Origin of the sequence: Neobacillus sp. SAB-20_R2A (genome assembly GCF_049568635.1) — a bacterium.
GTDB classification, from domain to species: domain Bacteria; phylum Bacillota; class Bacilli; order Bacillales; family Cytobacillaceae; genus Neobacillus; species Neobacillus citreus.
On the sequence record NZ_CP145895.1, the window covers coordinates 5,284,250 to 5,298,885 of the forward strand.

At 41.4% G+C, this 14,636-nt stretch carries 11 protein-coding genes and 1 riboswitch; of the genes, 4 read left to right on the forward strand and 7 right to left on the reverse strand.

Going from position 1 to position 14,636, the window contains the following annotated elements:
- The first annotated feature begins 30 nt into the window (after positions 1 to 30).
- From motA to V5M37_RS26040, 3 genes are all read left to right on the forward strand, one after another.
- Positions 31 to 822 carry a flagellar motor stator protein MotA gene (motA, locus tag V5M37_RS26030; RefSeq protein WP_423799781.1) on the forward strand — a complete coding sequence of 264 codons (792 nt, stop codon included), beginning with the start codon at positions 31 to 33 and terminating at the stop codon, positions 820 to 822.
- Positions 823 to 897: 75 nt separating this feature from the next.
- Positions 898 to 1,623, forward strand: coding sequence for a flagellar motor protein MotB (locus tag V5M37_RS26035; RefSeq protein WP_423799782.1), 726 nt, complete (start codon positions 898 to 900; stop codon positions 1,621 to 1,623).
- 79 nt (positions 1,624 to 1,702) lie between these two features.
- Positions 1,703 to 1,798: riboswitch (cyclic di-GMP riboswitch) on the forward strand.
- A 332-nt stretch (positions 1,799 to 2,130) separates the two neighbouring features.
- Positions 2,131 to 3,069, forward strand: a complete 939-nt coding sequence (locus V5M37_RS26040) for a DMT family transporter (RefSeq protein WP_423799783.1) — start codon at positions 2,131 to 2,133, stop codon at positions 3,067 to 3,069.
- A 79-nt stretch (positions 3,070 to 3,148) separates the two neighbouring features.
- On the opposite strand, the gene V5M37_RS26045 is transcribed toward V5M37_RS26040, so the two are convergent.
- The 6 genes from V5M37_RS26045 to V5M37_RS26070 form a co-directional block, all read right to left on the reverse strand.
- On the reverse strand, positions 3,149 to 3,979 hold the full coding sequence (locus V5M37_RS26045; protein WP_423799784.1) for a sulfite exporter TauE/SafE family protein: 831 nt from the start codon (positions 3,977 to 3,979) through the stop codon (positions 3,149 to 3,151).
- 23 nt (positions 3,980 to 4,002) lie between these two features.
- A complete protein-coding gene (locus V5M37_RS26050; protein ID WP_423799785.1) occupies positions 4,003 to 5,259 on the reverse strand; it encodes an anaerobic sulfatase maturase in 1,257 nt (418 codons plus the stop codon).
- Between the two features lie 42 nt (positions 5,260 to 5,301).
- Positions 5,302 to 6,810, reverse strand: a complete 1,509-nt coding sequence (locus tag V5M37_RS26055) for a sulfatase family protein (RefSeq protein WP_423799786.1) — start codon at positions 6,808 to 6,810, stop codon at positions 5,302 to 5,304.
- Positions 6,811 to 6,869: 59 nt separating this feature from the next.
- Positions 6,870 to 7,709, reverse strand: a complete 840-nt coding sequence (locus tag V5M37_RS26060; protein ID WP_378586013.1) for a carbohydrate ABC transporter permease — start codon at positions 7,707 to 7,709, stop codon at positions 6,870 to 6,872.
- 18 nt (positions 7,710 to 7,727) lie between these two features.
- Positions 7,728 to 8,609, reverse strand: a complete 882-nt coding sequence (locus tag V5M37_RS26065; protein WP_378586016.1) for a carbohydrate ABC transporter permease — start codon at positions 8,607 to 8,609, stop codon at positions 7,728 to 7,730.
- 64 nt (positions 8,610 to 8,673) lie between these two features.
- Complete coding sequence (locus V5M37_RS26070) at positions 8,674 to 9,978, reverse strand: ABC transporter substrate-binding protein (RefSeq protein ID WP_423799787.1); 1,305 nt, start codon at positions 9,976 to 9,978, stop codon at positions 8,674 to 8,676.
- Positions 9,979 to 10,267: 289 nt separating this feature from the next.
- Here V5M37_RS26070 and V5M37_RS26075 point away from each other — a divergent pair, with 289 nt between their 5' ends.
- Positions 10,268 to 11,680: a sulfatase-like hydrolase/transferase gene (locus tag V5M37_RS26075; RefSeq protein WP_423799788.1), complete on the forward strand. Its 1,413-nt coding sequence runs from the start codon at positions 10,268 to 10,270 to the stop codon at positions 11,678 to 11,680.
- A 284-nt stretch (positions 11,681 to 11,964) separates the two neighbouring features.
- On the opposite strand, the gene V5M37_RS26080 is transcribed toward V5M37_RS26075, so the two are convergent.
- A complete protein-coding gene (locus tag V5M37_RS26080) occupies positions 11,965 to 14,589 on the reverse strand; it encodes a polysaccharide lyase 8 family protein (RefSeq protein WP_423799789.1) in 2,625 nt (874 codons plus the stop codon).
- Positions 14,590 to 14,636: the final 47 nt, after the last annotated feature.

A 14,636-nucleotide genomic window follows, 5' to 3' on the forward strand; every position in this document is an offset into this window, starting at 1 on the left:
TTTTAGCAATCATTAGAAAAGGAGAAATTTATGACGACATTTATCGGTTTGATTCTGGCTATCGTTTCTATCGGTGTAGGGATGGTATTAAAAGGCGCGTCGTTTGAAGCACTGGCGAACCCTGCTGCCTTTTTAATTATTTTTGGCGGAACGATCTCTGCCTTGTTTATCGCATTTCCCTTGAGTGAAATAAAAAAAATTCCGATGCTGTTGAAAATTGCTTTTGTCGAACCAAAGCAGCCCAGCCAAGATGAAGTCATCGAGATGATGGTGGAGTGGTCGATGGTGGCGAGGCGTGAAGGCGTACTCGCATTGGAGGAAATTGCCGAGTCCGTCGAGGATCCTTTTTTAAAAAATGGCCTTGAAATGATTATTGACGGCAGTGACCGGAACCAAATGGAGGATATTTTGTTCAGTGAACTGGAAGCAGCGGCAGAACGGCACAAGGCCGGCAGCCTCGTCTTCAGCCAGGCGGGGACGTACGCGCCGACACTAGGCGTTTTGGGTGCTGTGGTTGGTTTAATTGCTGCGCTCGGAAATCTTCAGGACATGGACAAACTCGGACACTCGATTGCCGCTGCCTTTATCGCAACACTGTTAGGGATCTTTTCCGGCTATGTCCTGTGGCATCCGATTTCCAATAAACTGAAGCGTATTGCGAAAAAAGAGCAGGACCTGAAACTGATGATGATGGAGGGACTTCTTGCCATCCAGGAAGGGTTAACACCTAAATTGATTGAACGAAAGCTGGCTGTTTATTTGCCAACAAAGGCACGTTTGAAACAGGAGGAAATGGTCGTGAAAGAGGTTGAGAGTCTGTAAGACTGTGAGTTCAAGCTGGAAAAATAGAGGCTTCGTTTTGAATAGGACATCTTGTAAGAAAGGAGGAATAGAATGGTGAGGAGGCGGAAACTGCAAGACCATGAAGAGCATATGGACGAAAGCTGGTTAATTCCTTACGCGGACCTTTTGACCCTGCTGCTTGCTTTGTTTATCGTCCTGTTTGCTTCGAGCAGTATCAATTCGGAAAAGTTGCAGCAAATCATGGTTTCGATGAATTCAGCTTTGAGCGGCAAAGGAAGCAGTTTGATTTTAAAAGAAAATGCCAGTTCGCCTACGGTGAAGCCGCTCGAAAAAACTGCCGGCGAGGAAGAGAAACAGGAAGAGAATGAAAAATTGCATAGCCTGATGGAGAATATTCAAAGCTATATCGAGGCACGCGGCTTGGAGAAGGTCATCACCGTTCAAGACGAGCCTAAGGGAATCAAGCTTTCCCTTAAGGATGTCATATTGTTTGAGTCCGGCAGCGCCGAATTGAAGGGAAATTCCCCTGCAATTTTGGGTGACTTGCTGGATTTGATTAAAGGAGTGCAAAACCCTATCAGCATTGAGGGCCACACGGATAATGTCCCGATTACCGGGGGCAGATTCAGGTCGAACTGGGAATTGTCTTCTGCCCGTGCTTTGTCCGTTCTTTACTTTTTCGAGCAAAATGGCATCTCTTCTGATAAATTGCAATTTGCCGGCTTTGGCGAGCAAAAGCCGCTGTATCCGAATGACACAGTAGAGCACCGCCAAGCTAACCGAAGGGTAGATATCATGATTCTGAAAGTCCAGGAATAATTTTTCCCAATATAAAAAACGGGAAAACACTTGCTGAGACAAGTTGTTCATCGTCAAAATAGTAGTAATTCCATAAATCGTACGAAAAAGGCAAACCCATTGAAAAATGGCGACGCAAAGCTACAGGGGCTAAGGTCATTGGTCATTCCGATCATCATGCTAGCCAGCTTCCGAATACGGACTCCTGCGATTTATGACAATAGAAGAGGGGTTGAAAATGGAATGAATACATTATTAGCTAAATTCAAAAAAGAGTGGCACTTGTTTAGGGTGAATTACCATGAGCTGTTGCTTGCAGACTGTCTTGACTATGAGTTGCAGTGCAAGCTCGAACAAAAGATTACTTACCATAAAATGAGATTAAATAGTTATTGTTAAGAATTAATTCCCCCCTTGATTGGTTTTGGACATGGAAAATAAAGGTCTACGAATTTCGAACAATATCTGCGATAATAGTAATAGATTTGTGTGAGTTCATTCAAAACACCATCAAGGAAGGAAGCAGCAATGAAACAATCTATAAGTTCAAAATCCATCAGCCTGGCGCTCACTATATCCATTATTGCCATATCGTTTTCGGCTATCTTTGTGAAATGGTCCGACGCGCCGGCTTCAATTTTAAGTATGTACCGAATGTTGTTTGCCAGTTTGTTATTGGCACCGATGGTCTGGGTGAAACGCAAGGAGTTTAAAAAAGTGAGTCCAAAGAATGGCGCCATGCTCTTTTTCTCCGGAGTTTTTCTGGCCCTGCATTTTGTTCTTTGGTTCGGCTCATTAAAGTTAACCACGGTTGCAAGCTCGACCATCATTCTCGCCCTGCAGCCGATCATTTCGCTGGTAGGCGGATTTTTTCTTTTTAAAGAAAGAACGACTGCTTCCGCACTGGCAACAATGGGGATAGCAATCATCGGAGCGATGATGATTGGCTGGGGAGACTTCGGTTTAAGCGCTGATGCCATCCGTGGCGATCTGCTCTCCTTTTTCAGCGTTATCGCGGTGGTCGGTTATTTATTTATTGGGCAAACCGTCGTGAAAAATGTATCCCACTGGATATACAGCTTTAGCGTGTTCCTTTGTGCGGGGATTGTGCTTGTTGTTTATAATCTGTGGGCCGGAGTGCCGTTTCTCGATTATCCGCCGAAGGAATGGGGGATTTTCCTGCTCTTGGCAATCGTTCCGAGCCTTAGCCATGTGATTAATAACTGGCTGCTAAACTATGTGAACGCCACGACCATTTCGATGAGTATTCTCGGCGAACCGGTCGGCAGCACCATTTTGGCTGTCATCTTACTCGGAGAGCGACTATCAGGCTGGCAAATCGCCGGCGGCCTCCTCGTCCTGCTCGGCGTCTTCTTCTTCATGAGCAAAAAACAAAAAGCCGCCCCACCAATGCAGAAAATAGCAGAAAACGAAAACTTCCACATAAACGAAACCCCCGGGGCCTAAGCTCGCAGGGGTTTTGATGCATGGGGACGGTTCTTGTGCCTCAAAATTTTGAGGCATGAGAACCGTCCCCATGCTTCTTTCAAGAAAAATACATCCGAACTCCAATAAATATTAATAGTACGGACAGCATTTGGATGATGACTTTGCCGGGGATTTTTTGCGAGAGCAGGACCCCGATTTGTGAGCCGACGATCACACCGATGCCGCCAAAGATGACAGCTGGCCAATCGACATGGCCATAGAATAGCTGCGCAATCACACCGATCGTTGAATAAAGGCAGAGCGAAAAAATGGACGTGGCCGCCGCATTGTGTGTCGGTACTTTAAATACATAGATTAAGATGGGAACGAGAAGCCAGCCGCCGCCGATCCCGAGGTAACTGGATAAAATGCCAATCACTAACCCGAGCGGAATCAGCCATTTTTCGAACAAACTGACATCTTCATTATCACCCGTATAAAGGGTATCCCCATTTCCGCTGGAGTCACCTGCCGCTATGTATGCATACCCATCAGAAGGCTGGTGCCTTTTTAATTTATCTGGAAGATTTTTAGTAAATAAAAAGATACCCAATCCAACCAACAACGTAGCAAATATCACATAGAAGTAACTAGATGAATAGAGTTGGAGCAGCCAAACCCCAAGAAAGGAACCAGGCAGGGCACCAATAGCGAGCGTAAGCCCCGTTCGATATTGAATCTTCTCTTGCTTTGCGTAACCAACCACACCAGACAAAGAATTAATTAACACGATAATAAGTCCTGATCCTGCAGCAATTGCAGGCTCCATTTTAAAAAGAAGCAGCAGTGCCGGCACAAAAATAAAACCGCCGCCGGCACCGACTATCGTTCCATAACCTCCAGCCAGGATCCCAATAAGTAAAAGCAAGAAGCCTGTTGTCAGATCCATTTTCATTCCCCCATTAAGGAAAGTTAAACCATTTGAACAAACTTTTCACAGCATTTTTTGAACTTCTTTCCGCTGCCGCATAGGCAGAAATCATTTCGCTCGGGCTTTGGACGGCCTGCTTTAAGATGATTTTGTAACCATTGAAGTTTTATACTTTCTGCCAATCTTTCCATTCGTTCATGTCCATGCTTATAAACCTGCATGTAGCTTTCACAGAAATAATCTGGATTCACCGTCTCATCTGCTTGGCTCCAGGCTCGATTTCTTGGACAGCCGCCATGGCATAGCTTTAAGAACTCACAGCTTTTGCACTTCTCCGGCAAAGTAGGCTTCAAGCCAAGAAAATCATCATACTTTGGACTATTAAGGATGTCTATTAGTGAATTCTGACCAACATTCCCGAGCTTATAATCATCATTAATATAAAAATCGCACGGATAGGCGTCGCCATTTTGTTCTAGAATCAGCGTTTTCGGACAGGTCTGACGGTGAATACATAATTCCGCCTCCTGATGCAGATAGGCACTCAGAATGTTATCAAAGAAACGGACAGACCGGTTCGGATTGCCGTCGTTATACCAGATGTCAAACGCCTCACATAAAAACTGACCGTATTGTTCCGGAGTAATCAAATATTGTCCCGGTTTATTCGGCTCCTGCGCCCGAAAGTCCATACAAGGTATAAACTGCACATGAGAAAAGCCTTCTTGCTGATAAAACTCCATCAGCTCTTTTGCCCGCCCCACATTGTCTTGGTGAATGACCGTTAAGATATTAAAATCGACATGATGTTTTCGCAAGTAATCAATTCCACGCATTACCCGGTCAAAGCTTCCCTTCCCATGCCCGGTCACCCTTCTCGCATCATTGATTTCCTTTGGGCCATCAAGACTGATCCCGATGAGGAAATTGTATTGTTTAAAAAATCGTGCCCAATCCTCGGTAATCAGCGTAGCATTCGTTTGCAGCGAGTTGCTGATGATGGTATTTTTTGGTGCGTACTTTGCTTGCAGAAACACAACCTGTTTAAAAAAATCCAAGCCGGCTAATAGCGGTTCCCCTCCCTGCCAGGCAAAGGAGGCTACCCCGTTGGTCAGCACCATATATTCTTTGATGAATTTTTCAAGGATAGCTGGATCGATTTTATCAATTTTCCCCGGCTGGCCGCCGCAGCCGCTATAATAACAATAATCACAAGCGAGATTGCACGCTTCGGAAACGGTTTTCCACATGACACCGATATGTGAATGTTGTTGGGAAGTTAAACAGCCCTGCGCCATTTTGATTATCTCCTTCTTGTTGTAAAATTTGGTCCTTCGTCCTTATGCATGTGAAATTCTCGGCATTGGCAGCTGCTCTTTATGCTGCTCTGCCCAGGCGTATTTTAATAGAAGCTCTTTTTTCAACTCTTGATAGTCAGGATGATCCCATAAATTATTTACTTCCTTTGGGTCCTCCTTGAGGTCAAATATTTCACCATAGGTTTGCCGATAATAGATGGTTATTTTATATCTATCATCCACGTAGGTTTTTTGATGAATAGTCGTTGGCTCGTGGCGGAACTCACATAGGATGTGATCCCTTGCTTTTTCTTTGCTGCCGAGCCAAACATCCTTTTGGTTTTCGCCCGACATAATGGGCGGGACAGGGATGCCGGCTATTGATAAAAAGGTCGGAGCCAAATCAACCAGCGATTGCATGGCATGCGATTCCTTTTGCGCTGGAACCTTGCCAGGATAGCGGACAATAAATGGAAGTTTAATCAAATCCTCATAATGAAACCCGCCTTTGTACTGCAACCCATGCTGGCCGAAGAAATGACCGTGATCTGTTGTAAAAACAACAATGGTATCATCGGCGATGCCCAATTCATCCAGCTTATCTAGAATCTTACCAATATACTTATCCATAAAACTAATCATACCATAGTAGTTCTCCACTAATTTTTTTCGGTCGTCTTCCGGCAGCAGGTGGGAGTGATAGCCGTGAATGCCAAAGCCGGTTTCCGCCAGGTAGGAAAAATCAGGATTCTCCTCCTGAGTCTTTTGAAAATGCGGCGGATTCTTCTCATGTTCCCCCGGGGAAAGTTCCGGAATCGTCAGCTTATCAGGGTCATACATTGAGGCCCACGGTTCAGGAACTAAATAAGGAGGATGCGGATCGGGAAAACTCGCCCATAGGAAGAAATTTTCGTCCTGCTCTTGGTAGGTTTCGAGAAGCTCATTTGTTTTTTCCGCAATAAAACTATTATAGTGATATTCTTCAGGAATCCCCCACTGATAGGTAATCGACGGATCCATCGTTCCAGTTGGCGGCATATAATACTGCTTCCAGTCATGGTACCCCTTTTCCTCCAGCCAAGCCACATAATGCTGGCCTACTAAATATTCATTGGTGTGGTTGCGAAGCAGTTCGATTTTTTCAAAACCATAGAATGGCTGATTGAAAGATTTCCAGAACTCGATATCCTGAAGGAGCGGCATTGACTCCAGCGACGTGTATTCATCCGTTGCTCGCGTCGGTTGGAAATGAGCTTTGCCTACAAGTGCAGTCCGATAGCCATTTTCAACGAAAACATCTCCGACTGTCAGATGATCCTCGTTTAGTTTTGTTCCTAGTGTCCAGGCACCGTGCTGGCTTGGATAGGTGCCAGTGATAATGGACGACCTTGCCGGCGTACAGGTAGGATTCGGACAATAGGCGCGCTGAAATGTCGTTCCTTCCCTTGCCAGCCGGTCGAGGTTCGGGGTTGAAATCTCAGGGTTAAAGGCACCGATTGTATCGTAGTGCTGCTGGTCGCTGGTGATTAGTAAGATATTTGGCTTTTTCATAATCTTAACACCCCTCCGATTGAAAAATATTATATTTGTATTCCGAAGGATTTGATAAGCTACTTCCCGCTTCCGGCTGTCATCCCTTCAATAACACGATCAGAGAGCCAGAAATAGAACAGTAGAATTGGGGTAATTACTATAATAACTCCTGCCAACAGTCCTACCCAATCCGAGTTATACTGCATGGATAAATAGAATTGATACAACCCAACTGACAACGTATATTTATCATCCACGTTTATATATGCTTTAGCTAAAAGAAACTCATTCCATAACCCCACGGCGTTTAAGGTTACCACTGTAATAATACCTGGTCGGGCCATAGGCAACATGATTTTCCAAAACGTTTGGTTTGCGGTAGCTCCATCAATAGCAGCAGCTTCCTCAATTTCTGTCGATAATGTGTTAAAAAAGCCAGTTAAAATAAAGATTGAAAACGGTAAGGATAAAGCAACATATACAACAATTAATCCAAAAAGGGTATTGATTATTCCCAGTTTTAATAGAACAAGATAAATAGGAATTAGGACTGCTTGATATGGAATCCCTATCCCAATAACAAATGAATTCGTGATAAATTCTCTTCCTTTAAAACCTATTCGGGACAATACGTAGGCAGCTGGAGCTGAAACTGCAACAATCCCGATAACAGACAGTGTAACTACAAAAATAGTATTTAAAAAGTAACTAGCTAAATCTGATTGTATCCATGCTGTATAATAATTTCCCCATTGAAATTCTTTTGGCCAAGACCAAATACTCGTAAATAATTCCTGATTGGTTTTTAGGGATGATAGGAATACCCAAAAAAGCAACAATAAAATAAAGAGGGCCCATAGATAAACAAATCCCTTTCCAAGAAAAGAAAAAGCCCCGAAAAAAATCTTTTTTCCCATTATCGATTCCCCCCCAATTTAAAATTCATAAACATCTCGTCTAAATAACTTTCTTCCAAAAACTACAAAGATTACAACAATCAATACCATTGAAACCGCAATAGCACTTGAATATCCCAAATCATAAATCGGTGTCCGTTCACCAAACCCTAACAAATATTGATACAGTGCTGTATTCCAGATTCTCACTGGCGGTTCTGCTCCCCCTAGTGCAAAAAGGAAGTCAAACAAGCGGATAGCATGAATTCCCCATAGAATAATAGCAATGGACATTACATCCCAGATTAGGGGCAAGGTAATCTTCACGAAAATTTGAAAGGTTGAAGCTCCCTCGATTCTTGCTGCCTCAAAAAGTGTATTAGGAATCTTATCCACACCCGCAAGTAAAAGAACCAGATACAAACCTACACTATACCAAACAATACTTATGAGTGCTGACGACATGATATTTTGAGGCCCGGTCCAATTTATAGGATCTACATTAAACGCACCAAGAATTGAGTTAAATAATCCAATGTCATACCGATATAGATAATTCCAAATAACAGCCATAGCAACTGGAGCGATTATATGAGGGAAAAAAATAATGGCCCGAATTGCTTTTTTTGCCTTTAGTCCATGACTCATCAACGCAGTAAATAAAAAGCTGATGAGGAAAACATAAATTCCCCCGACTACTAAGATTAACATCATGTTTTTAAAAGAACTCCAATAAACAGGATCTCTAAAAATGCGAGAATAATTTTCTAAACCTACAAACTGCATTGCTTCGTTAAACCCAGACCACTTTTGAAAACTAATATACCCCCCATAAAAAGCTGGGATAAGGAAAAACCCTAGATATAATATAATAGCTGGCAATAAATAAGGAACAATGAGTTTTTTTCTACTTCGTTCCATCAAACAGCCTCCTTTAATGAACCCGTCTTCTAAGGGAGTAAGAAGACGGGTCACCTGTATTACCTTAATTTTTTTGCCAATACTTGATAGACTGAGCTTTTAATTCTTTTATAAAATCCGAAGCAGTAATTTCTCCAAAAACCAACTTATCATCTAATGGTAAAAACACTGTCTTCCACCATTCAGGATAAGCTTCTCTTAATCCATCATATACCGGGTGATAACCCGTACTTGTTTCAATCATAGATTTAAAATCTTTAAGAGTTTCTGGTGCTGGAATATCTTTACGAGAACTAATAACACTTGATTTACCACTTAATTCTTGCTGATATTTCTTCTGCATCGCAAAAGCTAAGAAGTCTTTTGCTGATCCCACGTTACCACCCTTAGGTACAGTCCAGCCAATTAAATAAAATTCTGTACTATGATAGTCCCCTTTACCACCTTCTACCTGAGGAAAAGGGAAAGCACGATAACTAAATCCTGCAGGGGCATAGGAACTTGTTTCCTTTGAAAGCCAGCTACCATTAAGAGTCATCCCCGATTTACCTTGGGCCCATGCAGTTTGTGCAGCTGGATATTGACTGCCCTGATATCCCTCCATAAAGAACCCTGCTTTAACGATTTCTTCAATTTTTTCAGCCGCTTGTAAGAAGCCCGCGTCATCCCATGATGCACCTGTTTTATCTCCAGCTGCCTCTTTGAATTTTGAAGGTCCGAGAATTCTATTCGTTAGCCAATAATAATAGTAAGCATTATAAAAATCGATATTTCCATCTTGAGCCAGCGGTGCGATACCTTCTGATTTCATCTTTTTACCGATTGAAACAAATTCATCCCATGTTTTTGGTGCAGATACCCCAAGTTCTTTAAATAACTTTTCGTTATAGTGAAAACCTGAATTAATCACTTCATAGGGAATAAAGACTACATTGTCTTTGTATGTTACTTTTTCTAGCAAGTTATCAATTAATACACTTTCAAATGGGACTTTCTCATTTGGTATCTGTTTTTCAAGTAAGTCGTTTAAAGGCTCTGTCAAATCCTTACTGATCAAAGTTCCCATCAATTCATCAAAAGATTTATCAGTCAAATCAGGTGCGTCGTTTGATAATGAAGCAGTTCGGACCTTTGCCAAAACCTGCCTCCCCATCCATTGAACGTCTATATCTACATTTGGATTAGCTTTTTCATAGTCATCAATGATTTTTTGAATGACGATCTGCTGAGCTTCACCTTTGTTCCACATGGACCAATACTTTAGTGTAACTTTGTCTGCTTTTGTACTCGAAGCCGAATTACTGCATGCTGTTGCCAGCAATAATGAAAAGATCATTAAACCAACCGTAAACAATTTTATTAGTTTCATTAGTACCCCCCTATTCTTCAAAACCCTTAATTGCCTTTATAACATCAACCGATAATTTGAAAAAATTACTTTGTTGCATCCCACCCCCCAAGACTATTAAGCTCAGAATTTAATTCGTTCTGTAAATTGCATTTATTCTGAAATTTATTTATAATTATAAATGTTAACGGGTTGTTGGGTCAACCCATTATAGGTATATAATTATTAAAATACTTTGTTTAACCCCTAACTACGCGGTGTTTCAGTGTAACAACAAAATATATAATCAAATTTCCTGGGAGGATTTCCTATGACTTTTAAAAACTCACAAAACAAGCCGAACATTGTTTTTATCCTTTCGGATGACCAAGGTGCATGGGCAATGGGGTGTGCAGGTAATACCGAAATTAAAACCCCAAATTTAGACCGTCTTGCAACAAATGGCATTAGATTTGAAAACTTTTTTTGTACTTCACCAGTGTGTTCACCTGCTAGAGCATCCATGCTAACGGGGCGTATCCCTTCTCAGCATGGAGTACATGATTGGATAAGAGAAGGTAATACAAAAGATAATCCAATTGAATACTTAGAAAACCAATTAACTTACGTAGATTTGTTAGCAAAAAGTAACTATACTTGTGGCATTAGCGGTAAGTGGCACCTAGGTAATAGCACGTTACCACAAAAAGGCTTTACCCATTGGTATGTACATGAATCAGGCGGCGGCCCATACTATAATGCCCCAATGATTCGTAATGGCGAAAGAATAATAGAACCGGAATACATTACAGATGCAATTACAAATGATGCCCTTCAATTCATTGATAAAAATTCAAAATCCGATCAACCTTTTTATTTGAGTGTCCATTACACAGCGCCTCATAGTCCATGGGTTGGTCATCACCCTCAGGAATACCTAGATTTATATTCAGATTGTACTTTTGATTCTTGCCCCATAGAAGAAAACCATCCATGGATGATCAAAAATCCACCTGGATATCAACATTCAAGAGAGAAGAATCTCCAGGGATACTATGCTGCAGTTTCTGCAATGGATATGAACATCGGACGTATTCTTGATAAACTTGAGCAACTTGGATTATCAGAAAATACACTTGTTTGTTTCTTTGGGGACAATGGTATGAACATGGGTCATCATGGAATTTGGGGAAAAGGAAATGGTACGTTCCCACAAAACATGTACGACACTTCTGTAAAAGTTCCAGCCATTTTGAGTCAACCCGGAAGAATTCCACTCGGCAAAGTAAACGATTCACTTTTAAGTGGCTATGATTTTATGCCTACCATCCTTGAGTATGTAGGTATTGAAAATCCTATCTCCAACGAACTCCCTGGAAAAAGTTTTAACTATATAATAGAAGATAAGGAGATAGAAGAAAGAGAGAGTGTCGTCGTTTTTGATGAATACGGTCCTGTAAGAATGATCAGAAGCAAGGAATGGAAATATGTTCATAGATATCCTTATGGACCTCACGAACTGTATGATTTAGTTAATGACCCCGACGAAAAGAATAATTTAATTGATGTGCCTCAACTGAACGATATTGTTTCTAAAATGAGAGAACGATTGGACGAATGGTTTTTCCAATTTGTAGACCCTGCTATAGACGGTGCCCGTGAACCTGTATTCGGAAATGGTCAAATTTTATTAGCCGGAATAAAGAGTAAGGGAAAGAAATCTTACGCAACATGGGATGAGTAATTAATAGAAAGATTTTTAATAGAAAAAGATTATTTTGATTAAAAGAAAAGCCGGTGGTTATTTTTAATTCACCGGCCTTTCTTATTATTCTTTCCAGTCATAACATCCCAATTTGCATCCTAAACCTAAAGCGGGAGCCTTTAAATTTACAAATATACCTACCTCGCCAGTGGCAGCTTGAATTAAAGACATTTTCGACTCTTACTAATGCCGATTTGTCTTTAAGAAGGCTCATCAAAGACATTTTTGCCTTCTTCTCATGGTGCTATTGTCTTAAAGTCCCTTTACTCTTTAATCTTGAACTTAATTTCAAAGCTCTTCCCATTAGAATTCTTGGAGTCAATATGAATCAAAGCTTTTTTACTTGATACAGAGGCTTTCACACCCTTGCTGGCCTCTACAACTACCGGCCTCGATAGGTCAACTTCAAGCTTCATTTTTTCCAAGCTGAGCGTCGGGTCGGAGACCGCTACGGTTACCGTATCGCCATCCTTCTTTACAAGAATCGATGCTGGATTATAGGATGTTACATTACTAACCGTTCTCTTTTTATCACCAAAAAAGTTAAATCCTTTTAGCCCAAGCTTCGTCTGCTCAACAGCATGAACATCCTCGGTGTTAGCTAAAATTTTCACACCTGGATTATTTGCATACTGTTCCGTTTCGTTTTCACCAAAGTTCGGCAAAATTACATAAGCATATTTAGCATTTTGTGGATTTTCTCCATGATCCATTCCTAAGGTAAAGAAGTTTTTAGTAATCTTGGTGTCTGGATTGCCAGTACGGATTTTTCTTAGGCTTTCCGTTACCGTGTTTGTTGAAACCTGAATATTGGAAAGCTCAGGGAAGTAATAACCTACCTTTGTTCCTTCTCCATTCGTATTGAAATGAATCCATTTTAGGTCGTATTGACTATTAGCCGGGTTCGCTAATTTAACATTTTCATAGGTTTCTCCAGCTACCGAACTCGTTTCGTTTTTGTCGAACATACGGTTATCAATAGTAGAAATAACCTCTCTCCCCAGTTGATCCTGAATGCCGGAACCTAACAAAACGATTTCATCATCAAACATAAAGGCTGATTTATTGGCATTGGCATTTTTATATGCGACAAAGTCTTCAGGGAGCAGCCCTGCCTGTTTATCCCGATAACCAATCTCATCGCCAAGCTGGATACCGGAAACTCCATATTTCCCAAGCTTGACTCCACCAGAGTAATGATTTGTTCCTACTGGAAAATAAACATAATCATTTTGCGACACAGAGGATGCATAGAAATTTAATGGATGATTTGTATTTTCATAGAAAAGCTTTCCATCATACAGCTCAGGAATGGTTTTTCTCTCCTCTACAGGGACAGTGGTCCCTGGGAGTTTATAAGGATCGATGGCTGCCAAATAATCGGCCCCAAATGACTTCGTCTGATCTCTTCCTGATAGATATAAGTAATACGCGCCATCACCTTGGAACCATGGCTTTAAGTTCTCGCCGCTCATATATTCATACTTGCTGATTCGGTCGGAGCTTCTTGAAAAAGCAAATGCGTAGGAATCCCGCAAATGGACCGTTTTATCCATTAAATTAAACGCATAATGATTTTCTTCCGCAATCGCGTCTTTAGCCTCAATTTGGCTATCTGCCATGATGTTGTTAAAGGTAATAATGGCATTATAGGAGGTGAAAGAGTTTGGATTAATCCCTCCTTTGGACGTTTGCGCAATATATTTGATGTAGGATTTTAAACGCTTACTGTCTTCCTCATTTAATTTGTTCGATAAATCAAGCATTGCCTCCACGATGCTTGTTACATCCTGATACCCTGTCCCCGTTCTTGAAACTGCTCGACCTTTGACGATTTCCATCATATACCCTTCAAAGATAACGGGGGAGAACCCTTGATATAACCAATTCTGAACGGTTGGAACCAATATTTCTTCCGGATTATAAGAACTGCCGTTTAAAATATTCATGGTTTGCATAATCCGATTTAAGAGAACTTTTCCATAGGAACCGGTATAAGCAACTCGGTGGTGCTGGATAAATGAGCCGTCCTCATAAAATCCATCCGTATTTCCATTCACAATATGATTAGGGTCAATCGTTTGAAAGACAGTCAGGATATTGGCTACTGCCTTTGAAACCCTCTGCCCATCTCCAGTAAGTGCCCCTTGGATGATTCGGTTGGTGGCGATATCGGCAAGGTTGGCGCCTGTGTGTTGACGGGCGGTTAAATCAATATCCCCGACTTTTCCATTTCTTAAATAAAGGTCCATGGACTTAACATAGTTATCGATTAATTCTGGTTTAGAAGCTCTAATCTCATCCTCTAACAAAAGCAGGATTTTCGTAACATTGATCGGGGCGCCGATTTCCCATTCATACCAGTTCCCGTAGTACCCCTTTTCCTGGTCGGCAAAGTGATTGGCGTACAGCCAATCCAGCCCATCAATTACCTTATTGATCAATTCCTTATTTTCGTAAAAATTATATCCGGCTTGGCTAGGGTCTTTATAGGTCTTGGCAGCTAGTGCCATTTGATATAAATATAAATAGGAGTTGCTTAAATTTTTGGGATCTTCGCCAAGAACGACGCCTTTGAACAGACCTTGTGCCCTTCCCTCTATTGGAAGGAAATCCCCAAGTCTAGTATTGGCTGTATTGTGGACAGAATTTATTTTACTGACTAGCGATGGGTTCGTATTCAAACTCTCATTGCCAACCAGATACTCTTTAAAGTTTACCTTTAATTGATTAAGGTCGTTTACAGTCTCTGCTGGGTTTGTCTCGGTGACAGCAGATGCCGTCGGTTCAGAAGCCTGAACGGAGTTGTTGGAATCTATCGCCGGAACTGTAAAAAAGGTCGTTAATGTCACGGATGTCGCTAAAATTTTCTTTAGATTTTTCCCCATAAATACACCATCCTAAAAAGAAATTTTTTGAGACACAGATCTTATAA

Bases quoted from the DNA above. Each gene is read 5' to 3' on its own strand.
- V5M37_RS26065 (WP_378586016.1), bottom strand. From the start codon at position 8,609: ATGGAACGAAGTAGAAAAAAACTCATTGTTCCTTATTTATTGCCAGCT.
- V5M37_RS26070 (WP_423799787.1), bottom strand. From the start codon at position 9,978: ATGAAACTAATAAAATTGTTTACGGTTGGTTTAATGATCTTTTCATTA.
- V5M37_RS26060 (WP_378586013.1), bottom strand. From the start codon at position 7,709: ATGGGAAAAAAGATTTTTTTCGGGGCTTTTTCTTTTCTTGGAAAGGGA.
- V5M37_RS26055 (WP_423799786.1), bottom strand. From the start codon at position 6,810: ATGAAAAAGCCAAATATCTTACTAATCACCAGCGACCAGCAGCACTAC.
- V5M37_RS26050 (WP_423799785.1), bottom strand. From the start codon at position 5,259: ATGGCGCAGGGCTGTTTAACTTCCCAACAACATTCACATATCGGTGTC.
- motA (WP_423799781.1), top strand. From the start codon at position 31: ATGACGACATTTATCGGTTTGATTCTGGCTATCGTTTCTATCGGTGTA.
- V5M37_RS26040 (WP_423799783.1), top strand. From the start codon at position 2,131: ATGAAACAATCTATAAGTTCAAAATCCATCAGCCTGGCGCTCACTATA.
- V5M37_RS26075 (WP_423799788.1), top strand. From the start codon at position 10,268: ATGACTTTTAAAAACTCACAAAACAAGCCGAACATTGTTTTTATCCTT.
- V5M37_RS26080 (WP_423799789.1), bottom strand. From the start codon at position 14,589: ATGGGGAAAAATCTAAAGAAAATTTTAGCGACATCCGTGACATTAACG.
- V5M37_RS26045 (WP_423799784.1), bottom strand. From the start codon at position 3,979: ATGGATCTGACAACAGGCTTCTTGCTTTTACTTATTGGGATCCTGGCT.